Below are 24,429 nucleotides of genomic sequence, written 5' to 3'. Positions count from 1 at the left end.
CTCAAAAACAGTTAAATTTGTTGTAACAAAAATGATATGGAAATCGGGATCTATACTTTTGGTGAGCGTACTACTGATCCGGAGACCGGACAACTGATTTCGCCGGCCGAACGTCTGCGGCGCCTGATGGAAGAAGTGAAGCTGGCCGACGAGGTGGGGCTCGATGTATTTGCCGTGGGCGAACATCACCGGCCCGACTTTGTGGTGTCGGCACCGGCGGTGGTGCTGGGTGCGGCAGCCGTGCACACCCGCCAGATCAGGCTCAGCAGCGCCGTGGTAGTGCTTAGCTCCGACGATCCGGTGCGCGTATTTGAACAGTTTGCCACGGTCGATCTGCTGTCGCAAGGAAGAGCCGAAATCATGGTGGGACGTGGTTCTTTCATCGAATCGTTTCCTTTGTTTGGCTACGATTTGCGCGACTATGATGTCTTGTTCGACGAAAAACTGGATTTGCTGCTGAAGATCCGGGAAGAAGAACGAGTGACCTGGTCCGGCAAGTTCCGTCCGCCCCTGCATAACCAGGGTATCTATCCACGCCCCATTCAACATCCCCTACCCGTGTGGGTGGCAGTGGGTGGAACGCCCGAGTCGGCTGTGCGGGCAGGCTCACGGGGATTGCCCATGGCCATAGCCATCATCGGCGGGCTGCCCGAACGGTTTGTGTATTTAGCTGAGCTCCACCGACAAGCAGCTGAGCAAGCCGGCCATCCCATCCCCAAACTCAGTATCAATTCACACGGCCTGGTGGCAGACGATTCGCAAACGGCCTTCCGGGAAGCCTTTCCCGCATTTAAGCTCATGATGGACCGCATAGGTCGGGAACGTGGCTGGCCGCCCATGACACGCGAACAGTTTGCATTTTCCGTGTCCCTGCGAGGAGCCAATTTTGTGGGCAGTCCGGATCAAATCATCGAAAAAATTTTATACCAATACGAGCTATTTCACCACGATCGATTTCTGTTGCAAATGACCGTGGGCACCCTCCCTCACCGCACCGTATTGCGCTCAATTGAACTGCTGGGTACCCGGGTAGCACCCGCAGTCAAAAAAGCGATAAGCACGCCACAATCCGCAAAATAATTTAGCTAAGCAGCAAGTTCCATCCACCCAACGGCCGCGTGAAGCTGCTGCAAGATTCCCATGCCCTTTGCGAATCGGAATAATAGCTGTATTTTTTCCTGCCTGAAACGAGCCATCACATCCGTTTTAAAATACATTGCCTTACATTCGATGGGCATTTAGCAGATGCGAAAACAGGGAGCCTACATGATTATAAAATAAAAGCAAACACAAAATATGGCAAAAACAAATCAGAATACCAATGGCGCCAGCAACGGTATGACGATGAATTCCCCACAATTGAGCTGGATTGTAAATTTCATCTGGGGTATTGCCGACGATGTATTGAGGGATTTGTATGTGCGAGGTAAATACCGCGATGTGATCCTGCCCATGACCGTTATCCGGCGGCTGGATGCGGTACTTGAGCCCACCAAACAGGCAGTCCTCGCAATGAAAGAGAAATTGGACAAGGCGGGCATAACCAATCAGGAAGCGGCTTTGCGTCAGGCAGCCGGTCAGGCGTTCTACAACACTTCAAAATTCACATTAAAAGATCTTAAATCCCGCGCCAACCGCCAGCAACTGGAAGCCGATTTCCGTGCCTATTTGGATGGATTCTCCGCTAACGTGCAGGATATTATCAACAACTTTGAGTTTCGTAATCAAATTGCCCGCCTCTCAAAAGCGGACGCGCTGGGAACACTCATTGAAAAATTTCTGGATCCGGCCATTAATCTCAGCCCGTATCCCATCCTTGACAGCAATGGAAATGTGATCAATCCAGGACTTGACAACCACGCCATGGGAACCATCTTTGAAGAGTTGATACGACGGTTCAACGAAGAAAACAACGAGGAAGCGGGTGAACACTGGACACCGCGCGATGCCGTGAAACTGATGGCACGGCTGATTTTTGAACCTATTGCCGATCAAATTCAGGATGGAACCTACCTCCTCTATGACGGCGCATGTGGAACTGGTGGTATGCTCACCGTTGCTGAAGAAACACTGCTGGATTTAGCAAAGAAGAAAGGCAAAAAAGTTTCTGTACACCTGTTTGGACAAGAGATAAACGCCGAAACCTATGCCATTTGCAAAGCCGATCTGCTTCTGAAGGGTGAAGGTTCGGCAGCTGATAATATTGTGGGAGGACCTGAGCATTCAACGCTTTCAAACGATGCCTTCCCCGACAAAGAATTTGACCTCATGCTTTCCAATCCACCCTATGGCAAAAGCTGGAAGAGCGATCTGGAACGCATGGGGGGCAAAACCGGCATCAAAGACCCTCGTTTTTTAGTACAACACAGAGGCGAGGAACTCTCGCTTCTCACCCGTTCCAGCGATGGGCAATTGCTTTTCCTTGCCAATAAGGTGGCAAAGATGAAGCATCATACCTCACTGGGCAGCCGTATTGCAGAAGTGCATAATGGTTCCTCCTTGTTTACGGGTGATGCTGGACAGGGGGAGAGCAATATCCGGCGCTACATCATCGAAAACGACTGGCTCGAAGCCATCGTGGCCCTGCCGCTTAATATGTTCTATAACACCGGCATTGCCACCTACATCTGGGTACTTTCTAACCGAAAGCCCGAACATCGCAAAGGGCTTGTCCAACTCATTGATGCCACGCAGTGGTACACCCCGCTCCGCAAAAACTTAGGCAAGAAAAACTGCGAACTTTCCGAAAACGACATCCGCCGGATTATGGATACCTTTCATGCCTTCAAAGTAACCAATCAAAGCAAAATTTTCCCCAATGCCGCCTTTGGCTACTGGAAGGTGACGGTAGAACGCCCCCTGCGACTGAAAGGTATTGACAGCCAGAGAGAATACAGCGCAAAAGAGATAAAGGAATTAAAGGAAACAGCAGAACGTGCAGAAGACGCACCGCCTGTGATCAAAAAGATTCACAAACCCGGCACCAAGTCCGATCCTTTGCGCGGGTTGTTTGAGGTGATTATTGATGGCAAACCGCGCGTGGTAGAGTACGAACCCGACACCGAACTTCGCGACAGCGAGCAAATTTCCTTTCTTGAATGTCCTGCTTGTCACCAGCCCGGCTATCTGCCCACCGATGCCGATACGCAGGCAGCAATCGAAACCTTCCTGCGCTGCGAGGTGCTACCCTATGCCCCGGATGCCTGGTACGACCCGGCAAGCATGAAGATTGGTTATGAAATCAGTTTCAACAGATATTTCTACAAGCCCAAAGCCCTCCGCACCCTTGAGGAGATCCAGGCCGATTTGCTGGCAATGGAAAAGGAATCGGAAGGGTTGTTGGAGGAAATTTTGAAAAATCAATCATCATGAAATACAACCCAACATACATCATCGCCGTTCCATACGGTTGCGCGGATACGATTATTCGTCGGCGGGGGCGTATTTTATCACCATTTGCACCCACAACCGCGAATGTTTATTCGGTGATATTGTGGATGGGGAAATGCGGTTAAATGAATGGGGACGTATTGTTGAATGGACATGGTATGATTTACCCAACCATGTTGCAAATATAACGTTGGATATATTTGTGGTGATGCCCAACCATTTTCACGGAATTATCATCATTACCGATACCGTTGTTGGGGCGGGGTCCGTAGGGGCGGGTTCCGTAAGGGCGGGTTCTGAACCCGCCCCAACACCGGCCAACACCATTCAAAAACGATACGGTTTACCGGAAATCATTCGACAATTCAAAACATTTTCGGCACGACGCATCAACGAACACCGCCAAACACCCGGCCAACCCGTCTGGCAACGCAATTATTACGAACACATCATACGCGACGATGATGATTTAAACCGCATACGTGAATATATTATCAATAACCCATTAAAATGGGAATCGGATGAACATTATTCAAAATAATAACATCCACCACCGCCGTTCCATACGGTTGCGCGGATACGATTATTCGTCGGCCGGGGCATATTTTATCACCATTTGCACCCACAACCGCGAATGTTTATTCGGTGATATTGTGGATGGCAAAATGCGGTTGAATGAATGGGGCGAAATTGCCCAACAATGTTGGTTGCAAATACCGAATCATTTCACGAATACATCGTTGGATGAATTTATGATAATGCCGAATCATATGCATGGGATTATTACAATAAATGGCAATACCGTAGGGGCAATTCATGAATTGCCCCTACAAAATGAATTGCCCCTACATTCGGATCCATACCAACTGCGAAAAATGTTATTGCCCAAAATAATTGGTTATTTCAAAATGAACGTGGCAAAACAAATCAACGAACACCGCCAAACACCCGGACAACCCATGTGGCAACGGAATTATTACGAACATATAATACGCGACGATGATGATTTAAACCGCATACGTGAATATATTATCAATAATCCATTAAAATGGGAATCGGATGAACATTATTCAAAATAATAACATCCACCACCGCCGTTCCATTCGGTTGTCCGGATACGATTATTCGTCGGCGGGAGCGTATTTCATCACCGTTTGCACCCACAACCGCGAATGTTTATTCGGTGATATTGTAGATGGCAAAATGCGGTTGAATGAATGGGGCGAAATTGCCCAACAATGTTGGTTGTAAATACCGAATCATTTCCCAAATACATCGTTGGATGAATTTGTGATAATGCCAAATCATATTCATGGGATTATTATGATAAACGGCAATATCGTAGGGGCAATTCATGAATTGCCCCTACAAAATGAATTGCCCTTACATTCGGATCCATACCAACGGCGAAAAATGTTATTGCCCAAAATAATTGGTTATTTCAAAATGAACGTGGCAAAACAAATCAACATTTCCCGAAATACACCCGGCCAACCCATCTGGCAGCGGAATTATGATGCCTACCCCGATGCAATCGGGGAACACATTATCCGTAACGACAAATCTCTGCACCGGATCCGCCAATACATCATCCAAAACCTCATTCGCTGGCAAAACGACCAGGAAAATCCGGATAATCAATTGGTTACATTAAAGAAAAAAAGAACCCCATGAAAAATTTAAAACCCTACCCCGCCTACAAAGACACCTCCATCCCATGGCTCGGCAAAGTGCCGAAACATTGGGAGGTGATGCCAAATAGAGCGTTATTAAAAAAACGCAAAAAACTTGTTGGAAACAGATACTCTGATTATCAAATGTTATCCTTAACAAAACAGGGAATCATAATCCGAGATCTAACTAATCTCAAAGGCAAGTTTTCTTCTGATCTTGGAACTAGCCAAGAAGTAAGACCAGGGGACTTGGTATTTTGTTTATTTGATATCCCTGAGACACCACGCACAATTGGCCTTTCCCGATATTTAGGCATGATAACCAGTGCCTATACGATTTTCGAACCAATTGGCATATGCCTCGGTGAATTCATTGAACGATTCTATATTGCAATGGATGATCGCAAACTTCTTTCACCCCTATACACAGGGCTTAGAAATACGATTCCCACCTCAGTATTTCTTCAAATAAAAACCCCCCTCCCCCCACTCTCCGAGCAAACCGCCATTGTTCGTTTTCTGGACTACATGGATAGTCGGATACGCAAGGCCATACGCCTGCGAAAAAAACGCATCAGTTTGCTGGAGGAATACAAGCAAGCCCTGATCAGCGAAGTGGTTACCGGCAAGCGGGAAGTACGGCGGACCCATGATCCCCAAAAACCTTACGAACTCCATACCCGCCCACCGAAAATGATGAAAGACTCTGGCATCCCATGGCTCGGCCAAGTGCCAAAGCATTGGGAGGTGAGGAGGCTGAAAAGTGTCTGTTTTTTCATTTATGGAGATTCTTTACCGGGTGAATCAAGAGATCAAGGCTCAGTGCCAGTTTATGGTTCTAATGGGTGTGTAGGATATCATTCAACACCTAACACATTAGCACCATGTATTATAATTGGTAGAAAAGGATCTTTTGGAAAAGTGCGGTATTCGACTTCTCCTGTTTTTGCTATTGATACAACTTTTTTTATAGATTCAAGACATACATCTGCTGACTTACGTTGGCTTTTCTTTCTACTTGGATGTTTGCGACTTGATGAGATATCTAAAGACTCGGCTGTTCCTGGTCTAGATCGAGAAGACGCTTACAAAAATTACTTACCCCTTCCCCCACTTTCCGAGCAAACCTTCATTGCAGAATATCTCGACTATCAGATCGCAAAAATTGAATCTGCCATTGCATCGGACAAAAGAATCATGGAACTGCTGGAAGAGTACCGCACCCGCCTGATTGCCGATGTGGTAACCGGCAAGGTGGATGTGCGCGATGTTGCAGCACAATTGCCCGAAGCATTGCCTGAGGATGGTACAGCCGATGAAGAAATGGCAGATGAGGAAACAGATCCCCATCTGCCAGTAGACGTTGATACAATATCAGAGCAAGAAAACGATGACTAAAAAGAAAAACATAGAAAAGAAATCCCAACCGGGCACGACCATCACGCAGGGCATGGGCGGCGAGGTGGTGATTTACGAAGACCCTGAACACCGGGTACGGGTAGATGTACGGCTGGATCAGGACACCATCTGGCTCAGCCTTAACCAGATAGCTGCATTGTTTGAGCGGGATAAATCGGTCATCTCTCGCCATTTGCGCAATATCTATCGGGAAAGAGAACTTGACCGGGAATCAACTGTTGCATTTTTTGCAACAGCTCAGCTGGAGGGTAAGCGCGAGGTTGTACGGCAGGTCGAGTACTACAACCTCGATGCCATCATTTCCGTCGGCTACCGGGTGAATTCCAGGCGGGGCACGCAGTTTCGCATCTGGGCCACGCAGGTGCTGCGCGATCATCTGGTGAAGGGTTACACCGCCAACGCTCGCCGCCTGCAGGAGTTGCACCAAACCATCCGGGTAGTGGCCGGCGTGACCGAACAGCGCCTGCTGACCGGCGACGAAGCGGCATCCCTGCTGCGGTTGGTACGAGATTATGCTGATTCGCTGATGCTTTTGGATGACTACGATCATGGGCGACTAACAGCTATTGCAGGACGTACAAGCGGGGCACAGCCACTGATGATTGATGAAGCAAAGCAGCTCATTGCTGCCATGAAAACTCAAATCGGCGCCGGTGAACTGTTTGGCCGTGAACGTGAACCAGGCCTGCTGGAAGGTATCCTATCAACCGTGTTTCAAACCGTTTTAGGGCAGGATGCTTACCCAACCCTGGAAGAAAAAGCGGCTCACCTGTTGTATTTCATAGTTAAGGATCATCCCTTTGTTGACGGCAATAAGCGTATCGGAGCGGCGTTGTTTCTTCGTTTTCTGGACAAAAATCAGTTGCTCTATACTGCCGAAGGTATGCGACGAATAGCAGATGAAACGATTGTGGCGCTAACCCTGTTGCTGGCAGAAAGCGATGCTCAACATAAGGAAGCACTCACGCATCTGGTAGTGGCTTTACTCAATCGTTTATCAAAATAAATATGAAACCCACAGATATATCCGAACACGGGCTTGAAAGACACATCTGCCGGGCACTCACCGGAACAGACTGTCTGCCTCCTCAGACAGCTCCTGCTCCGGCTGTATCCGAAGACAAACCCTCTTATGGCGGTGCGGGCTGGCTACCCGGCAATCCATCGGACTACAACCGCGAATACTGCGTGGATTTGGTTCAACTCTCCCTGTTTCTCAAAGCCACACAACCAAAAATTGCCGAAACCCTTGATCTGGATAACGATAGTCCCACACGGCGCAGCTTCCTTGCCCGTTTGCAGGGAGAAATATCCAAACGGGGCGTTGTCAATGTGCTACGAAATGGCATTGAGCATGGCCCGCATCATATTGAATTGTTTTACGGCACACCGTCCGAAGGCAACGAACAGGCAAAAGCACTGTATGAACAAAACCGGTTTACTGTTACGCGTCAGCTTCGCTACAGTCGTGAAGAAACACAGCGGGCGCTGGATTTGGTTTTATTTATAAATGGATTGCCGGTTTTTACGTTTGAACTGAAAAATTCTCTCACCAAGCAAACCGTACATGATGCCATAGAACAGTATAAACGCGACCGCAATCCACGCGAGAAGCTGTTTGAACTGGGCCGCTGCATTGCCCATTTTGCCGTGGATGACAACGAAGTGTGGTTTTGCACCGAACTCAAAGGCAAAGCCTCCTGGTTTCTGCCTTTTAATAAAGGTTACAATGATGGAGCAGGCAACCCGCCCAATCCCAATGGTATTAAAACCGACTACCTGTGGCGGGAGATACTTACCCGTGAGAGTGTGGTCGATATCATTGAACATTACACGCATCTGGTCGAATCCAAAGAAGAAAAAACAAACAAAAAAAGACGGGTTCAAATCTGGCCCCGTTTTCATCAACTGGATGTGGTGCGAAAGCTTTTAGCCGATGTTCGCAAAAACGGGGTGGGACAGCGTTACTTAATCCAGCATTCTGCGGGCAGCGGTAAGTCCAATTCCATCGCCTGGCTGGCCCATCAGCTCATCGGTGTGCAAAGAGCAGGGAAATCTGTTTTTGATTCTATCATTGTGGTAACCGACAGGCGCATTTTGGATAGACAAATTCGTGATACAGTCAAACAATTTGCCCAGGTAAGCGCTACGGTGGGACATGCTGAACGTGCAGGAGATTTGCGGAAGTTCATTGAAAGCGGCAAAAAGATCATCATTACCACCCTGCAAAAATTCCCTTTTATTCTGGATGAGATCGGCAATGAACATCGCAACAGGAATTTTGCCATTATCATTGACGAAGCCCATTCCAGTCAGGGTGGCCGTACCACGGCCAAAATGCATCAGGCTTTGTCGGCCGCGGTGAATAACGATGAGGATGAGGAAACCTTTGAAGATGAAATCAACCGGCTGATGGAGGCAAAAAAACTTTTGCCTAATGCCAGTTATTTTGCTTTTACTGCCACTCCCAAAAACAAAACCCTTGAGATTTTCGGTACTCCTGTGCCTCAGCCCGATGGTAAAGTAAAACACATCCCATTTCACAGCTATACCATGAAACAAGCCATTCAGGAAGGATTCATCCTCGATGTGCTGGCTAACTATACCCCGGTAAAAAGCTACTATCACCTGGTGAAAACCATTGAAGATGATCCGGAGTTTGATAAGAAAAAAGCACAGAAAAAGCTCCGTCGTTTCGTTGAGAACCACGAGCATGCCATACGGCTGAAAGCGGAAATTATGGTAGACCATTTCCATGAACAAGTTCTGGCGAAAGGGAAAATAGGCGGAAAAGCAAGGGCAATGGTGGTTACAGGCAGTATTGCCCGTGCCATTGAATACTTTCATGCTATTCAACAATACCTGCAGGAGCGTAAAAGCCCCTACAAAGCTATTGTAGCATTCTCAGGAGAACATGATTATGGAGGCAAAAAAGTCAGCGAGGCCAGTCTGAATGGTTTTCCTTCCAATATGATTGCCGAAAAAATCCAGCAGGATCCATACAGGATTTTAATCTGTGCAGATAAATTTCAAACCGGCTACGATGAACCTTTGATGCACACCATGTATGTAGATAAAACGCTTTCCGGAGTAAAAGCCGTACAGACACTTTCTCGGCTCAATCGTTCCCACCCGCAGAAGTACGACACCTTTATTCTGGATTTTGCCAATGATCCTGAAACCATTCGCAAAGCCTTTGAACCATACTACAGAACAACTATCCTTTCTGAGGAAACGGATCCCAATAAACTTCACGATCTCAAAGCAAATCTGGATGGTTATCAGGTGTATGGACAAGATAACGTGGAAGATGTGGTGCGTATGTACCTGGGAGGAGCGGAGAGAAATCATCTTGACGTTATGCTGGACCGGTGTGTAGAAGAGTATCTGAATCTGGATGAAGATGGACAAGTAGATTTTAAAAGTAAAGCAAAATCTTTCGTTCGTATCTATAATTTTCTTTCTACGATTTTGCCATACACCAATGCTTCGTGGGAAAAGCTCTCTGTTTTTTTGCAGCTTCTGGCTCCCAAACTACCTGCACCAAAGGAAGAAGATTTATCAAAAGGCATATTAGAGGCAATTGACATGGATAGCTATCGGGCTGAAAAGCAGCAAACCATGCGTATTGCACTCAACGATGCAGACGGAGAGATAGAACCTGTTCCCACTGTCGGCATCGGGTATAAACGTGAGCCAGAGCTGGATCTTCTGTCAAACATCATCCACTCATTTAATGATCTTTTTGGCAATATTGAATGGACAGACAAAGATCGCATTCAAAAGCTGATTACCGAAGAAATACCTGCCCGTGTGGCTGCTGATGCTGCCTACCAGAATGCAATGAAAAATTCTGACGCACAGAATGCCCGCATTGAACACGATAAAGCACTGGAGAGAGTGATGACCGCCATTCTGCAGGACGATACAGAACTTTTCAAACAATTCAGCGATAATGAATCATTCCGCCGATGGCTAAGGGAGACTGTATTTTCATTAACTTACCTGCATCAATAACCACATCTTCATCCGCATAAAAAATCGGCCTCGAAATCACAAAATATTGAAAAGAAAAAACTGTACACAGGCATAGCACATATATTCGGATTAGTAGTTGAATCCTCCAAAGATGGGGTGAATCAATTTGAAAATGATAATTAATAAAACAGGAATTAGATTCATTGCTTTTCACAACTGCGTTGATCGTATCCCCATACTTTATAGCAGGAAAGGATACATGATGCAATACATTGTGTTGTTGTGTTTATAAAAAATCATACGGCTAAGCTCAGCCTGCACTTATTGCACCAGTTACCAAACCATATTAGTCAATTGTCATCCACCCATCATCCAGTGGGTTGTGAAGTTTTTGCATGGTAAATTTGCTTATCTGTGTATAAATCTGTGTGGTTTTTATATTGCTATGACCCAACAATGCCCGAACAATGTGAATATCCATACCGCTTTCCAACAGGTGCGTGGCATAAGAATGCCGCAATGAGTGCACAGTAGCATTTTTCTGAACACCTGATTTTTTTAATGCTATTTTGAAAGCATTTTGAACGCTTCTTGAAGCATACTTTTCCCCTTTCTGTCCCTCAAACAAATAATGTTTTGTCCTGTGCATTTTCCTGTATGCACTGATTAGCTTCCACAAATTTTTCGATAAAGGTACGTATCGAACCTGCTTCCCATTAGATTGTGTGATTCTTACAAGCATACGCTGCGAATCAATATCCCTAATAGTAAGATTTAAGCATTCGGATAACTTTAATCCTGCACCATAAATCGTCGCCAGTATGGCTTTGTGTTTGATGTTATTACAGGATTGAATAATTTTTTGTACCTCTTCTTTCGATAAAACAACAGGTAATTTGTATTCCCTACACCTGGGATATAAATCATTCAGCTGGTAATTTTTACACCACACGTGGTTATACAGAAACTGAACAGCACCCGCCAGAACTTTTTGATAAGAAGGAGATATGTTGTTTTGGTTGATTTTTGTATGTAAAAAATATTTAATATCATGGATTGAAATTTGCTCCGGGTCTATATCGGGCAATGCATCCAGGAATTGGGATATGGCATTCTTGTAAGAGCGAATGGAGGAGGGCGCATAGCCCGTCGTCACCATAAGTTTAGTAAAATCTTGCAGGATTTTCTGTTTCAAGGCAGATTGCATAAAAAGTAAGATTTTGGTAGGTTTTCCGCAATAAATATACGAAAAAAGAAATTGTTACGTATACTATAATAAATATTAGCGGTCAGTTAGATATGACTGACAGCAAAAGAAAATAATATTTGAAATTTATGACAATTTTAAATTTAAAAATATGAAAAAAGCTCTACTAACAATTTTGTTCGGAATTGCAAGTCTAGTAATTTTCGGACAAGCAAGAATAGGCTATACTGCGACACAAATCAAAAACGAATTTTGGGAAAGTGAATATAACCTACACAGCGGTTATGACGAGGATGGAAACTATTACATTTCTATTACAACTGAACGAGCAGATGTATTCTACCTTTTTAATTCCGATAAAGTTTGCTATTCAACAGGAATATTTCCTCACACTCAGGGTGATTTGAATTTCTATGTAGAATTATTTAACAAAATGTATGTGATAGTATCACCTACCAAATGGAAGTGGTATTCCAACAAAGGAATTGTTAATATAAATTTGATTTATCCAGAAGACGGCGGCAACTGCTTTTTTTTATTCTCTATTGAGTCCTTAGAAAGATAAGATCAAAACCGTGATGGATAGTGGAGGACAGTTATTTACAATTAGTTCTGAAGCAGGCTTAATTTCTTTACACTCGAATAAATAAAAAACGTCTTACAACATTGTATAAGAATCGTTAAATATACCGCTTATGCTAACAATTATCGGCCATTTAAAGACAATATTGAAACAATGAACCTTACAGTAGAATATAAAGATACCAGGGGGACAATTACTTGTCAGAGACATCATTTGACTAGACCTGCTTTTGCAAAACATTTAGCCATAGCTGGACAAGGTTATTCTCCAAAACCGAAAAAACTTATTCGGACAATTGCTATGTTTTTTCATTATTGTAATTATATACAACCACAGGCATTTAATAATGATAGATTCTCAGAACCACCAGTTGAACTATCTGATCCGACAGAAAAAGGACATTTTTCAAATCTAGCAGGCAAAGCAATTGCAGACTTTCTTTCTAAACGCATTAACAAAAGCATATATACAGTGAATCATGAAGCTGCAATGCGGATGAACAATTCACCTATTCCGCTTTTTGTAAACGGCAGACAAGTAAAAAGACCCGATTTATTAGCATTTACGAAAAATTCAATATTTGCAATTGAGGCAAAAGGATTTTCTGGTAGTTATGGAGATATGAACAATCATAAAAAACAATCCCAGACAGGTGGCATTCGAGTAAATTTTACGATTGCTTCTGTTTCATATGACTTATATAATCAAGTAAAATGTAAATACCACGACCCTTTTAATGATAATGTTTCATACGACAACGAATTATTAAGACGGTTAACAAAAGAATATTATAGCGGATTATCAGAATTCTTAAATGAAAAGTATTTTAATATTCGTGAAATTCAGATTCAAGGTGAAAAATTTTATGAGATTGAACTTTCATCTAGAAAGTTTGATAGATTATTTCATAATAAATCTCCGTTTATAAACCTTTCCTTTTGGATATTCGAGTTCCTTGAATATTACAGGCTAAGAATTATTTTACCGTCCGTGGTTAGATATTATGCTGAAAACGGTATTACGAATGAGACTAAACCTTTCATATTTGAATCAAAAGAACAGGACCAAAATACTTATATAGACAATGACAGAATTGGACTACGAATTAGATTATAGAAAAATACCGGGCAACTAGAATTTTGCATCAGGGAGGCTGATTTGTAAACTTGAAGTTGAGTACTACTATCAAACTTATGTGCAAGTTGAGAGTGAAGTAATCCGAAACTCGTCAAACGCAAAGCAAGAAACCATTACCTGCTATTTTAAGACCAACACACTCAAACAAAAAAACGCGACTTTTATCTCTTTTCTGAAATGCTAGTCCTCGCAAGGTCGAAGAATTAAATTTAAAAAATGAAAGAATTTGCGCTAATCTCTAAAGTAAAAGAGATTGCCGATTTTAAACCATCTCCTGAATTAATGCAGGAAAGGAGAAATTGGTCAGTTAGTATTGCAGCACAGGACAAATAGGTTGGCAAAGGCAACACATTTTTGCCCTTTCCGGGAAGGGCGAAAAACCGTAAAACCTAGCGAACTGGTCACGGAAAGGCCTTACACCGAAATCAAAGAATTTATTAGCGGTTACGTTGTTATTAAAGCGAACTACATTGTTAAAACGATAGAAATTGTAAAAGTCAATCCGATTCTTACTTAGATATTCAGATACATTGAAGTAAGAAAAGTTTTAAAGCGTGATTGATAAAAATTACATGAAGAACTTTTAACTCCCTTATTCTGAAAGGAATGTAATAAAATGAAAGATTTTTATGCCGTTATTTTGAGCATTTAACAAGTATAAATATTAAAATTAAATTCTTACATTTGAATCCTAACACCAAATAATTCAAATTACCATTCACCATTCAACCTGCAACATAAATTTTAAAACCATGGGAGAAAAAATTCAGCTTAAACATCCTGCTGGTAAAAAAGCAATCAGCATGGACAAAGAAAAATATGAAATCATAAAAACGCATTTTCTGGCACATTTGAAGGAAAAGGGGCCATCTACCCACACAGAATTGCTTCGTTCAATTACAAATCGCATACTCGAAGAGAAAATAAAGTTTACTGGCTCAATAGAGTGGCACATGGAATGGGTGAAGCTGGATTTGGAAGCCAATAAAATAATCAAACGCATGGGAGACAAACCACCCATCAAATTCGCCTTAATCAAATAATCATGATGAAGCAAAGGCATTGTTGAGATTTGCTGGCTGAAACATTTCTGGGATTGCATACAGTCCTGGTTTTGGATTTACGCAACATTCTAATTCATTGTTTAAGCAGAAGTTCAACTGCCCACTGCACAATAAATGCAATTTGTTCACTACCAAAACATATTTTAGCATGGCTTATTTGCACAAACGCAAAATAGGTATATTTGTAGACGCTTGCCCCCAGAAAAGAGTGTTGGCGATTTTGAAAGATAAAAAACACATAGTCTTGTTAATACATAATTCAATGATAAGAAAAAAATATATCCTTGTATTCGGTTTTTGTTTATTATGCCTCACATCTTATTCGCAGGTAAATAAGCAAATAAATGAAGTCTTTAAGAGATTTCAGTATGGTTATACAAAACGAGATACCAGCTTTGTAGATGCATTTGTAAATGATCTATGTGCAAAAGATATTCAAATTCTGGGAACAGGTGAAGATGAATTGCTGCAAGGAATGAATGCAGCCAAAAATTTTTTTAAGAACGACTGGCTTTACTGGTTTGATTTGAAATTAGACACATCGACATTGAAAGTAACAACGATAGGAGATGTTACACTTTTTTTAATGAATGGAACCGCATCAATGACATTTCCTGATAAAGAAAAAGCTTACGACTTTGCTTACAAGCGACTTCAACAATTGGTAAATACAGAAAAAACAAGTGGTGCCAAATTACTTTCCTATTCAAGTGAAGCGGCGAACCTGATTCAGCAAATTGAAAGCGGAGGTTTAGAAATAAAATATTCCATTCGCCTCTCAGGTGCAATTGTACGGCAAGATAACAGGTGGTTATTTAAGCAGTTGGTATTTTCGTTTCCATATCCAATGTCAAGAAAATAAAAATAACTACGAATAATTAAGCAAACAAATCACAAAGCACCCTTGTTTTGTGGAAGTGTGACAAATTAAGCATAACATTTTATCATTAGTGAATCAAAGAATGAAATGATCAAGGTATTTTCAGATCGGAGAATGATGGGCTGACCTGCATGCTGATGCATCTGCAATTGAAAAACAAGTAACCCATCACACAAGAGTTGTCTCACATATCCATTCCTGCTCTGTCGATTCTCATTTTTTTGAGAATTTGATCTTGCTGATGCTATTGTTTTTCATCCGCTTGCCTTATTTTTGATCGGCAATGCTTATGTTTACAATTTCATATTCCCAAGCTATGCGATCTATACTTCGTTTACTCCTGTTTTTCGGCCTGATTTCAGGCATCGCTGTTCCCGGATTTTGCCAGCAGGCAAGCGATTCGGCCATGTATGCCTTTGTGAATCATCTCATCAGTCAGATGACGCTCGATGAAAAGATCGGCCAGCTGAATCTGTTGACCAGCGATATGGCTGTTACGGGTCCCACCATGCGCAAAGAATATCTGGACGATATCCAGGCTGGCCGCTGTGGGGGTATTTTCAACGCATTTGGCCCGGCGTACGTGCGTAAGCTGCAGGAGATTGCCGTAGATAGCACCCGGCTGCACATTCCGCTGTTGTTTGGTTTTGATGTGATCCATGGGCATAAAACCATCTTTCCCATACCGCTGGGCATGGCCTGCAGCTGGGATACGGCAGGCATTGAGCAGGCAGCCCGCATAGCTGCTACCGAGGCTGCAGCCGATGGGCTGAACTGGGTCTTCTCGCCCATGGTGGATCTGGCGCGGGATCCGCGCTGGGGGCGGGTTGCTGAAGGTGCCGGTGAAGATCCCTATCTGGGCTCACTCATCGCCCGGGCTTATGTGAAAGGCTATCAGGGCAATAACCTGGCCGATAGCAATACGGTGATGGCTTGCGTGAAGCATTATGCCCTGTATGGCGCCGTGGAAGCGGGCCGGGAATATAATATTGTGGATATGAGCCGCAGGCGCATGTTTGAAGATTATCTGCCCCCCTACAAAGCCGCTATTGATGCCGGTGTAGGTTCAGTGATGAGCGCTTTCAACGAAATCAACGGCGTTCCGGCTACCGCTAATCACTGGCTGCTGACCGAGCTGCTGCGCCAACAATGGCATTTCAAGGGTTTCGTTGTGACCGATTATGATGCGATTCCCGAGCTCATCAACCATGGCATTGCCGCCGACACCGCCGAAGCCAGCAAACTGGCTTTCCAAGCCGGTGCAGAAATGGATATGCAGGGACTGGCCTATATTCATCATCTAAAAACACTGGTTGAAGAGGGGCAAATCAGCGAAGATGCTATCGATCAGGCTGTGCGCGACATCCTGATTGCCAAATATAAGCTTGGGTTATTTCAAAACCCATACAATCGCATCGATGAAGGGAGAGCACAAAGAGAAATCATGAGTCCCGACAAGCTGGCTTTTGCCCGCCAGATGGCCCGGGAATCTATCGTGTTGCTGAAAAATGAGCATCAGCTGCTGCCGTTAAAAAAATCGGGCACCATCGCGGTGATTGGCCCGCTGGCCAATGACCAGCGCGATATGATTGGCTGCTGGTCGGGTGCGGGTGATTGGCACAAGGCGGTGAGCATCCTCCAGGGCATTCGCGAAGCCGTGGGCAATCAGGCGAAAATCTTATATGCCCTGGGCGCCAACATCACCGATGACACTTCCATGCTACGCCAGCTGAATGCTTTTGGCGGCGATATTCATCCTTCCCCGCTTTCACCCCAACAGCTTATCCGCGAGGCAGTTGCCACTGCCCGGAAAGCCGATGTGGTGGTGATGTGCCTGGGTGAATCGGCCGGCATGAGCGGCGAAGCAGCCTCCCGCGCCGATATCCATATCCCCGAAAATCAGCGCGAGCTGCTGAAAGCTGTTTACGCAACCGGAAAACCCATCGTGCTGGTACTTTCCAATGGCCGGCCACTGGTGCTGAAATGGGAAGGCGAACATATCCCGGCCATCCTGGAAACCTGGTTCCTGGGTACGGAAGCGGGCCATGCCATTGCCGATGTACTGTTTGGCGACTCCAATCCTTCCGGAAAGCTGACTATGTCGTTCCCCTACGCCGTAGGGCAGATTCCCGTGTATTACAACCACAAAAACACAGGCCGGCCCGGCAATCCGAATGTGAAGTGGACTTCAAAATACATGGATATTCCCAACGATCCCCTGTATCCCTTTGGCTATGGATTGAGTTATACCCATTTTACCTACGGTCCCCTGCAATTGGATAAACCCGTGCTGATGCCGGGCGATAAACTGCATATTCGCGTTACCCTGACCAATGATGGAGATCGCGACGGCACAGAGATTGCTCAGCTGTATATCCGCGACCGGGTGGCCGATGTAACTCAGCCCGTGAAAGTGTTGAAAGGATTTCAGCGGGTATTCCTGAAAAAAGGGGAAAGCAAAACCATAGAATTTACACTCACGGCCGATGATTTGCGTATCTACGACCAGCATATGCAGTACCGGTATGAACCCGGAGTTTTTGACGTGTATGTAGGCGGGAACAGCCGCGATGTGCAGCAGGCAAGTTTTGTGTTGAAGTGAAAAAGTGAAGGCTTTCCCCCCGATTATCCGGAAAAAAGCTGATGAGGAAATCCAATCAGCTAACCAACGAGTGGTTCATACAATGAACCCAAACAGCGTATCGTCTTTGTTCAATTCGGTATAGACGATATGGCGTTTTTTCATGCGCTCAATGAGGGCTTCATAATCCTGCGGATCTTTCAACTCGATACCAACCAGTGCGGGGCCGGTTTCTTTGTTGTGCTTTTGCATATATTCAAACCGCACAATATCGTCGTTAGGGCCCAATACTTCATTCACAAACTCACGAAGAGCACCCGGGCGCTGGGCAAAACGAATGATAAAATAATGTTTCAGGCCTTCATACAGCAGGGAACGTTCTTTGATTTCCTGCATACGATCTATATCGTTGTTGCTGCCACTCACAATACAAACCACATTTTTGCCCTTGATCATTTCCCGGAAATCGGGTAAGGCTGAAATGGCCAGTGCGCCCGCGGGTTCCACTACCATGGCTTCTTCGTTATACAACCGCAAGATGGTGGAACAGATGCGACCTTCGGGCACCAATATCATATCATCGAGCACCTGCCGGCAAATCTGAAAGGTAAGCTCGCCCACCTGCTTAACCGCAGCCCCATCCACAAAATTATCGATATGATCAAGCCGCACGGGATGCCCAGCCCGAAAGGCTTCTACCATAGAAGGAGCGCCTTCGGGTTCTGCGCCAATCAGTTTCGCCTGAGGCCTGTGTTGCTTGACATACAACCCTACTCCCGATGCCAGTCCTCCCCCGCCCACTGGAATGAATATGTAATCCACATCGGGCAGGTCTTCGAGGATTTCCACACCCACCGTACCTTGTCCTTCGATGATTTTGGGATGCTCAAAAGGAGGAATGAACGTCATGTGATGGGTTTCGGCGAAAGCCAGTGCAGCTGCCTGGCAATCATCAAACGTATCGCCGGTAAGCTGGATATCAATCCATCCATCGCCAAACATCTGCACCTGATGGATCTTTTGCTTGGGCGTAGGAGACGGCATGAAAACCACGCCTTTCACCTGAAGATGGGCACAGGAATAGGCAAAGCCCTGGGCATGATTACCCGCACTGGCACACACCACGCCCCGTTGGAGCTCCTTTGCCGGGAGGCTGCTCATTAGGTTAAAAGCGCCTCTGATCTTGTAGGAGCGCACCACCTGCAGGTCTTCGCGTTTCAAGAAAATATTGGCCTGGTAACGCCGCGAGAGGTTTTGATTCCACATCAACGGCGTGTGCGACACCACAGGGCTAAGCCTTTTACGGGCCGCTTCAAAATCCAATGCTGGTAAGGCTTTTGCTGTTGTATCGGTCACTTTGGTCTGGTTTAAAATACCATTTTCAGGTTTCTGCTAAGCATAGTCTGAAAGAACAGCAAACAGGAAAGCAGAGCTGCTTGATCCTGCAGCTCTGCTGAACGGTGAGTTAAAGGTTTTAAGCTTAGCTTCATGATTTTATCCTTTTGGGCGCAGTTTGCGAACGGCTGCCCCTGCCTGCCACATTTCACTTTCCCGCAGCTCTTTCAATTCTGCCTCCAATTTTTCCCGATAATCGGGTTGGCTGTTGGCAGAGATAGCACGCGCAGCTTCTTTTCCACTGGCCACACTCCGGTACAGTTCGTCAAACACGGGCTGGGTAGCTTCTTTAAAGCGTTTCCACCAGTCGAGCGCACCCCGCTGGGCTGTGGTAGAGCAATTGGCATACATCCAGTCCATGCCGTTTTCAGCCACCAGAGGCATCAGCGATTGGGTAAGTTCTTCTACCGTTTCATTGAAGGCTTCAGAGGGTGAATGGCCGTTGCGGCGCAGGGTTTCATACTGCGCAGCAAAAATACCTTGAATAGCCCCCATCAGCGTGCCCCGCTCGCCGGTAAGATCGGAATACACTTCCTTTTTAAAGTCGGTAGGAAACAGATATCCCGAGCCGATGCCGATGCCCATGGCAAGAGCCCGCTCACGGGCGCGGCCCGTAGCATCCTGATGCACAGCAAAACTGGAATTGATACCCTGGCCGGCCAGGAACAGCCTGCGCAGCGAGGTTCCCGAACCTTTTGGAGCAACCAAAATCACATCCACATCAGCCGGAGGCACAATGCCTGTCTGGTCACTGAAGGTAATCCCAAATCCATGGGAAAAATAAAGAGCCTTACCGGGTGTCAGGTATTTCTTTAATGTAGGCCACAGGGCGATCTGGCCAGCGTCGGAGAGCAGGAAAGCAATGATAGTACCCTTTTGCGCTGCTTCTTCAATTTCAAACAAAGTTTCTCCAGGTACCCAGCCATCGGCCACAGCCTTATCCCAGGTGCGACCTTTGCGCTGACCTACAATCACGCGAAATCCGTTATCGCGCAGATTCAACGCCTGGCCCGGCCCCTGTACGCCATAGCCGATCACGGCAATGGTTTCATCTTTCAAGACCTGTCGAGCTTTTTCCATGGGAAATTCTTCCCGGGTTACTACTTCTTCTGGTACTCCTCCAAAATAAATGGTTGCCATCGGTGTGTAAAGGTTTTAAAACTGTGAACAAATAAAAGTTTATTTCTCTACGGAAAGCTGTTGCAGATACTGGTAAAAAGCCGCCGTGCCCTCTTCATAATGGGCATGATCCACCTCAATGAATTTTTCAATCTGAGGTTTCACCTTACGCATCATATCTTCAGTGGTATAAAGAATGAATCCGGCCGAACCCGTATGCGGATTTTGCTCATCTTCGCTGGCCATGAGCGTGCGTATACGAATACGCCTGCGATTAAAAGCATTGATCATGCGATTCAGGATACCGAAACTATTTTCGGCATATACAATAAATGTGAAATCTTTTTTCATGGCTGATTTTGTTATTGCTTAAACTTCCAGAATCATATCCGATACGGCAGCACCCGCTGGCACCATGGGAAACACATTATCTTCCTTTTCGACTTTTACTTCCAGGAAACGGGGGGCTGGCGCAGACAGGAATTCCTGCAATGCATCTCGAAGATGATCCCGCTCGGTTACGCGGGCAGCCGGAATGCCATAGGCTTCCAGCAATTTCACAAAATCGGGATTCACCATTTCGGTAAATGAATACCGGCTTTCGTGAAACAGTTGCTGCCATTGGCGCACCATGCCCAAGAAAGAATTATTTAATACGAGTATTTTCACTGGAATATGATACTGTGAAATGGTGCCCAGCTCCTGCAAAGTCATTTGAAAACCGCCATCGCCAATGATGGCAATGACTTGTTCGTGTGGAGCTCCTAAAGCAGCGCCCATGGCTGCCGGCAAGGCAAATCCCATCGTGCCCAATCCACCCGAAGTGATATGGGTGCGGGGTCGTTTGAAAGCGTAATAACGGGAAGTAACCATCTGATGCTGGCCCACATCGGTGACAATGATAGCCTGACCCTGTGTGAGCTCGGATAGCTGATGGACGACTTCTCCCATTTTAATCAATCCTGTGGCTGGAAACCAGTCTTTAGAGACAATTTTTTCAAACTCCTCCTGTTGGTATCTGCGAAAGCTGGCAATCCATTCGGAATGCCGATTGGGTTTAACCAGCGGCAAAAGAGCTTCCAGGGCTTCCTTCGCATCGGCATGGACAGCCACATCGGCTTTGATAATTTTGTTGATTTCGGCTTCATCCAATTCAATATGAATAATCTTTGCCTGGCGGGCATATTTGCTTACATCACCGGTTACCCGGTCATCGAAACGCATACCCACGGCAATCAGCAGATCGCATTCATTGGTATTGCGATTGGTGCTGTAGTTGCCATGCATGCCCAGAAAACCTACGTACAGCGGATGATCAGCCGGAAATGAAGACAAACCCAGTAATGTATTGGCCACAGGGATATCCGCTTTTTCGGCCAATGCCTTCAAGGCTTCCACGGCGCCGGAAAGCAACACACCCTGTCCGGCCAGAATATAAGGCCGGGCTGACTGGTTGATGAGTTCAGCTGCAGCCCGCACCGCTTCCATGTTAAGCTGGGGTTTGGGGTGGTAGGTGCGTAACCCGTGGCAGGGTTCATAATGAAAGGGAGCTTTGCCAAACTGGGCATCCTTGGTGATGTCAATCAACACGGGTCCGGGGCGCCCGGTCCGCGCAATGTAAAAGGCTTTGGCCACAGCTGCCGGAATATCTTCGGCACGGGTAATTTGCACGCTCCATTTCGTAACGGGTATGGTAATATTCATCACATCGGTTTCCTGAAAAGCATCGGTACCCAACAGATGTGAAGCCACCTGCCCGGTGATGCAGACCACCGGTGTAGAGTCGATCATGGCATCGGCCAGGCCGGTTACCAGATTGGTGGCACCCGGGCCGGAAGTGACAAACACCACACCCACCTTTCCGCTGGCACGGGCATAGCCCTGAGCTGCATGAATAGCTCCCTGCTCATGGCGCGTGAGGATATGATTGAGACGCTGGCCGTAAAGATACAAGGCATCATAAACCGGCATGATGGCTCCTCCCGGATAGCCGAAAATGGTATCCACCGATTCGGCAATCAGGCTCCGGATCAGGGCTTCTGCGCCTGTAATGGGCAGTTCACTATCGAGCCGATCAGTCTTCATCTGTAACGCAGCCTTCTGTTGCATTTTTAACCAGTTTAGCAAATTTGAATAATACACCGCGGCGGGCACGCAGAGGCGGGCGTTTCCATTGTGCCCTGCGCTGCTGCAATTCCGTGTCGGTGAGTTTTACTTGAATCAGATGGCGAACCACATCAATCTCAATGATATCGCCATCCTGCACCAGGGCCAGGTTGCCACCCTCATAGGCCTCCGGCGCAATGTGGCCCACGACAAAGCCGTGAGTACCTCCCGAAAAGCGCCCATCGGTAATCAGGGCTACTTTGTCGCCCAATCCGGCGCCAATGATGGCGGCCGTAGGCTTTAGCATTTCCGGCATGCCCGGAGCTCCTTTCGGACCGGCATAGCGAATCACTACCACATCGCCGGCCTGGATTTTTCCGGCTTCGAGCGCGGCAATCATATCGGCTTCATGATCAAAAACCCGCGCAGGTCCTTCAAAGCGCTCCCCTTCCTTACCGGTGATTTTCGCTACAGCTCCGTATTCTGCCAGATTGCCTTTCAGTATCTGCAGATGGCCTGTTTTTTTCAACGGTTCCGATACCGGATGCACAATTTTCTGAGACTGAAAATCAAGATCAGCGGCCGACTCCACATTTTCTCCCAATGTTTTGCCGGTCACCGTGAGGCAATTTCCATCGAGAAGCCCTTCTCGGATCAAGTACTTGTGGATAGCCGGCAATCCCCCAATACGATGCACGTCTTCCATCAAATATTTTCCACTGGGCTTGAAATCGCTCAGCACGGGTACCCGATCGCTGATCCGCTGAAAATCATCGAGTGTAAGCGGTACATCGGCAGCTTTGGCCATAGCAATCAGGTGCAAAACAGCATTGGTGGAGCCGCCCAGCACCATTACCATAGCCAGAGCATTTTCGAACGATTGTTTGGTGAGGATGTCCTTGGGCTTGAGATCTTTCTCCAGCAGGATTCGCATTGCCTTTCCTGCTTCCAGGCATTCCCTGCGTTTTTCCTCACTCACTGCCGGATAAGATGAACTGTAAGGCAAAGAAAGCCCGAGTGTTTCAATAGCCGTGGCCATGGTGTTGGCTGTGTACATGCCTCCACAGGCTCCAGCACCGGGGCAAGCATGTTGGATGATGCCTTTAAAATCTTCTTCGCTAAGCTTACCGGCAATCTTTTCACCCAAAGCTTCAAAAGCAGAAACAATATTCAGCTCCCGCCCCTTGTAATGTCCGGCTGCAATGGTGCCACCGTAAATCATCAAAGAAGGCCTGTTCAGCCGGATCATGGCAATTACCGATCCGGGCATGTTTTTATCGCAACCCGGAATGGTGATCAGTCCATCATAATATTGTGCCCCACAAACGGCTTCAATGGAATCGGCAATAATTTCCCGGGAAACCAGCGAATAGCGCATGCCTTCCGTGCCCATACTCATGCCATCACTCACGCCAATGGTGTGAAAAATCAGTCCCACCATATCTTGTTCCCATACGCCCTTTTTCACCAACTGGGCTAAATCATTGAGATGCATATTGCAGGTATTACCATCATACCCCATGCTGGCAATGCCTACCTGTGGCTTTTCCAAATCTTTTTCCGTAAGGCCAATGCCATATAACATGGCCTGAGCTGCAGGCTGTGTGGGATCCTGCGTAAGTATGCGACTGTATTTGTTGAGAACTGCCATGCTGACGAACGAATTAAAACAGTTTCAAACCTACATGAATATGCTCTCCTGCTTAAATCCGTTTTCTCTGAAGTTACGGTGTGAAAGAAAAAAATATTTTAATTAAATATACTGATAATCAATTTGTTATAGTATAATTTTCTACAATTTCTAAGTTTATTTCTGATTGAAATAAATTGGCTCATTTACCGGCTAATGGGACATAAAAGCGCTGATTTTGGGGATTTTATCCTACTTTGCGTAAGT

20 protein-coding genes are annotated in these 24,429 nt (G+C 45.8%); 14 read left to right on the top strand and 6 right to left on the bottom strand.

All coding sequences use genetic code 11. The features are described 5' to 3' along the window. Positions 1 to 36: 36 nt before the first annotated feature. The 9 genes from BM367_RS09850 (at position 37) to BM367_RS09815 (ending at position 10,499) form a co-directional block, all read left to right on the top strand. Entirely contained in the window at positions 37 to 1,080 is a 1,044-nt protein-coding gene (locus BM367_RS09850) for an LLM class flavin-dependent oxidoreductase (protein ID WP_092460150.1), read from the top strand. 216 nt (positions 1,081 to 1,296) lie between these two features. After that, positions 1,297 to 3,372: a type I restriction-modification system subunit M gene (locus tag BM367_RS09845; protein WP_222842614.1), complete on the top strand. Its 2,076-nt coding sequence runs from the start codon at positions 1,297 to 1,299 to the stop codon at positions 3,370 to 3,372. Positions 3,373 to 3,409: 37 nt separating this feature from the next. Then, entirely contained in the window at positions 3,410 to 3,931 is a 522-nt protein-coding gene (locus BM367_RS09840) for a transposase (protein ID WP_222842613.1), read from the top strand. Beyond that, positions 3,912 to 4,469: a transposase gene (locus BM367_RS09835; protein ID WP_092460148.1), complete on the top strand. Its 558-nt coding sequence runs from the start codon at positions 3,912 to 3,914 to the stop codon at positions 4,467 to 4,469. Before BM367_RS09840 ends, BM367_RS09835 begins: the two co-directional genes overlap by 20 nt. Next, positions 4,450 to 4,641, top strand: coding sequence for a hypothetical protein (locus BM367_RS12210; RefSeq protein WP_222842612.1), 192 nt, complete (start codon positions 4,450 to 4,452; stop codon positions 4,639 to 4,641). Before BM367_RS09835 ends, BM367_RS12210 begins: the two co-directional genes overlap by 20 nt. Positions 4,642 to 4,836: 195 nt before the next feature. Next, on the top strand, positions 4,837 to 5,064 hold the full coding sequence (locus BM367_RS12330) for a hypothetical protein (protein ID WP_222842611.1): 228 nt from the start codon (positions 4,837 to 4,839) through the stop codon (positions 5,062 to 5,064). Further along, complete coding sequence (locus BM367_RS09825) at positions 5,061 to 6,461, top strand: restriction endonuclease subunit S (protein ID WP_092460147.1); 1,401 nt, start codon at positions 5,061 to 5,063, stop codon at positions 6,459 to 6,461. Before BM367_RS12330 ends, BM367_RS09825 begins: the two co-directional genes overlap by 4 nt. Continuing rightward, a complete protein-coding gene (rhuM, locus tag BM367_RS09820) occupies positions 6,454 to 7,488 on the top strand; it encodes a virulence RhuM family protein/type II toxin-antitoxin system death-on-curing family toxin (RefSeq protein WP_222842610.1) in 1,035 nt (344 codons plus the stop codon). The genes BM367_RS09825 and rhuM overlap by 8 nt, the downstream gene beginning before the upstream one ends. Positions 7,489 to 7,490: 2 nt before the next feature. Beyond that, on the top strand, positions 7,491 to 10,499 hold the full coding sequence (locus tag BM367_RS09815; RefSeq protein WP_092460146.1) for a type I restriction endonuclease subunit R: 3,009 nt from the start codon (positions 7,491 to 7,493) through the stop codon (positions 10,497 to 10,499). Positions 10,500 to 10,806: 307 nt separating this feature from the next. Here BM367_RS09815 and BM367_RS09810 read toward each other — a convergent pair whose 3' ends face one another. Next, a complete protein-coding gene (locus BM367_RS09810) occupies positions 10,807 to 11,667 on the bottom strand; it encodes a tyrosine-type recombinase/integrase (RefSeq protein ID WP_092460145.1) in 861 nt (286 codons plus the stop codon). Between the two features lie 151 nt (positions 11,668 to 11,818). Between BM367_RS09810 and BM367_RS09805 the strand changes: the two genes are divergently transcribed. From BM367_RS09805 to bglX, 5 genes are all read left to right on the top strand, one after another. Continuing rightward, positions 11,819 to 12,232 carry a hypothetical protein gene (locus tag BM367_RS09805; protein WP_092460144.1) on the top strand — a complete coding sequence of 138 codons (414 nt, stop codon included), beginning with the start codon at positions 11,819 to 11,821 and terminating at the stop codon, positions 12,230 to 12,232. Positions 12,233 to 12,403: 171 nt separating this feature from the next. Continuing rightward, complete coding sequence (locus tag BM367_RS09800) at positions 12,404 to 13,366, top strand: hypothetical protein (protein WP_092460143.1); 963 nt, start codon at positions 12,404 to 12,406, stop codon at positions 13,364 to 13,366. Positions 13,367 to 14,139: 773 nt separating this feature from the next. Continuing rightward, the gene (locus BM367_RS09790) at positions 14,140 to 14,430 is read left to right on the top strand and encodes a DUF6958 family protein (protein WP_092460142.1); all 291 of its coding nucleotides are present in this window, start codon (positions 14,140 to 14,142) and stop codon (positions 14,428 to 14,430) included. A 169-nt stretch (positions 14,431 to 14,599) separates the two neighbouring features. Further along, positions 14,600 to 15,313 (top strand): nuclear transport factor 2 family protein, encoded by a 714-nt coding sequence (locus BM367_RS09785; protein ID WP_092460141.1) that lies wholly within the window; start codon positions 14,600 to 14,602, stop codon positions 15,311 to 15,313. Between the two features lie 334 nt (positions 15,314 to 15,647). Further along, on the top strand, positions 15,648 to 17,933 hold the full coding sequence (gene bglX / locus BM367_RS09780; RefSeq protein ID WP_092461010.1) for a beta-glucosidase BglX: 2,286 nt from the start codon (positions 15,648 to 15,650) through the stop codon (positions 17,931 to 17,933). Positions 17,934 to 18,008: 75 nt separating this feature from the next. Here bglX and ilvA read toward each other — a convergent pair whose 3' ends face one another. The 5 genes from ilvA to ilvD form a co-directional block, all read right to left on the bottom strand. After that, positions 18,009 to 19,268, bottom strand: coding sequence for a threonine ammonia-lyase (gene ilvA, locus BM367_RS09775; protein WP_177224187.1), 1,260 nt, complete (start codon positions 19,266 to 19,268; stop codon positions 18,009 to 18,011). A 138-nt stretch (positions 19,269 to 19,406) separates the two neighbouring features. Beyond that, on the bottom strand, positions 19,407 to 20,447 hold the full coding sequence (gene ilvC / locus BM367_RS09770; RefSeq protein ID WP_092460140.1) for a ketol-acid reductoisomerase: 1,041 nt from the start codon (positions 20,445 to 20,447) through the stop codon (positions 19,407 to 19,409). Positions 20,448 to 20,486: 39 nt separating this feature from the next. After that, positions 20,487 to 20,777 carry an ACT domain-containing protein gene (locus tag BM367_RS09765; protein ID WP_092460139.1) on the bottom strand — a complete coding sequence of 97 codons (291 nt, stop codon included), beginning with the start codon at positions 20,775 to 20,777 and terminating at the stop codon, positions 20,487 to 20,489. A gap of 18 nt (positions 20,778 to 20,795) precedes the next feature. After that, a complete protein-coding gene (ilvB, locus tag BM367_RS09760) occupies positions 20,796 to 22,535 on the bottom strand; it encodes a biosynthetic-type acetolactate synthase large subunit (protein WP_177224186.1) in 1,740 nt (579 codons plus the stop codon). Then, positions 22,501 to 24,183 (bottom strand): dihydroxy-acid dehydratase, encoded by a 1,683-nt coding sequence (gene ilvD / locus BM367_RS09755; protein ID WP_092460138.1) that lies wholly within the window; start codon positions 24,181 to 24,183, stop codon positions 22,501 to 22,503. The genes ilvB and ilvD overlap by 35 nt, the downstream gene beginning before the upstream one ends. Positions 24,184 to 24,429 lie beyond the last annotated feature (246 nt).

This window comes from Thermoflavifilum thermophilum (genome assembly GCF_900116565.1).
Classification (GTDB): domain Bacteria; phylum Bacteroidota; class Bacteroidia; order Chitinophagales; family Chitinophagaceae; genus Thermoflavifilum; species Thermoflavifilum thermophilum.
This window is presented reverse-complemented; position numbering and strand designations above follow the sequence as displayed.

What these genes read in the sequence shown, in the direction of transcription:
- BM367_RS09790 (WP_092460142.1), top strand. Translation starts at nt 14,140, where the DNA reads ATGGGAGAAAAAATTCAGCTTAAACATCCTGCTGGTAAAAAAGCAATC.
- rhuM (WP_222842610.1), top strand. Translation starts at nt 6,454, where the DNA reads ATGACTAAAAAGAAAAACATAGAAAAGAAATCCCAACCGGGCACGACC.
- BM367_RS09850 (WP_092460150.1), top strand. Translation starts at nt 37, where the DNA reads ATGGAAATCGGGATCTATACTTTTGGTGAGCGTACTACTGATCCGGAG.
- BM367_RS09810 (WP_092460145.1), bottom strand. Translation starts at nt 11,667, where the DNA reads ATGCAATCTGCCTTGAAACAGAAAATCCTGCAAGATTTTACTAAACTT.
- BM367_RS09835 (WP_092460148.1), top strand. Translation starts at nt 3,912, where the DNA reads ATGAACATTATTCAAAATAATAACATCCACCACCGCCGTTCCATACGG.
- BM367_RS09765 (WP_092460139.1), bottom strand. Translation starts at nt 20,777, where the DNA reads ATGAAAAAAGATTTCACATTTATTGTATATGCCGAAAATAGTTTCGGT.
- BM367_RS09800 (WP_092460143.1), top strand. Translation starts at nt 12,404, where the DNA reads ATGAACCTTACAGTAGAATATAAAGATACCAGGGGGACAATTACTTGT.
- bglX (WP_092461010.1), top strand. Translation starts at nt 15,648, where the DNA reads ATGCGATCTATACTTCGTTTACTCCTGTTTTTCGGCCTGATTTCAGGC.
- ilvB (WP_177224186.1), bottom strand. Translation starts at nt 22,535, where the DNA reads ATGCAACAGAAGGCTGCGTTACAGATGAAGACTGATCGGCTCGATAGT.
- BM367_RS09805 (WP_092460144.1), top strand. Translation starts at nt 11,819, where the DNA reads ATGAAAAAAGCTCTACTAACAATTTTGTTCGGAATTGCAAGTCTAGTA.
- BM367_RS09815 (WP_092460146.1), top strand. Translation starts at nt 7,491, where the DNA reads ATGAAACCCACAGATATATCCGAACACGGGCTTGAAAGACACATCTGC.
- BM367_RS12330 (WP_222842611.1), top strand. Translation starts at nt 4,837, where the DNA reads ATGAACGTGGCAAAACAAATCAACATTTCCCGAAATACACCCGGCCAA.
- ilvD (WP_092460138.1), bottom strand. Translation starts at nt 24,183, where the DNA reads ATGGCAGTTCTCAACAAATACAGTCGCATACTTACGCAGGATCCCACA.
- ilvC (WP_092460140.1), bottom strand. Translation starts at nt 20,447, where the DNA reads ATGGCAACCATTTATTTTGGAGGAGTACCAGAAGAAGTAGTAACCCGG.
- BM367_RS09825 (WP_092460147.1), top strand. Translation starts at nt 5,061, where the DNA reads ATGAAAAATTTAAAACCCTACCCCGCCTACAAAGACACCTCCATCCCA.
- BM367_RS09845 (WP_222842614.1), top strand. Translation starts at nt 1,297, where the DNA reads ATGGCAAAAACAAATCAGAATACCAATGGCGCCAGCAACGGTATGACG.
- BM367_RS09785 (WP_092460141.1), top strand. Translation starts at nt 14,600, where the DNA reads ATGGCTTATTTGCACAAACGCAAAATAGGTATATTTGTAGACGCTTGC.
- BM367_RS12210 (WP_222842612.1), top strand. Translation starts at nt 4,450, where the DNA reads ATGAACATTATTCAAAATAATAACATCCACCACCGCCGTTCCATTCGG.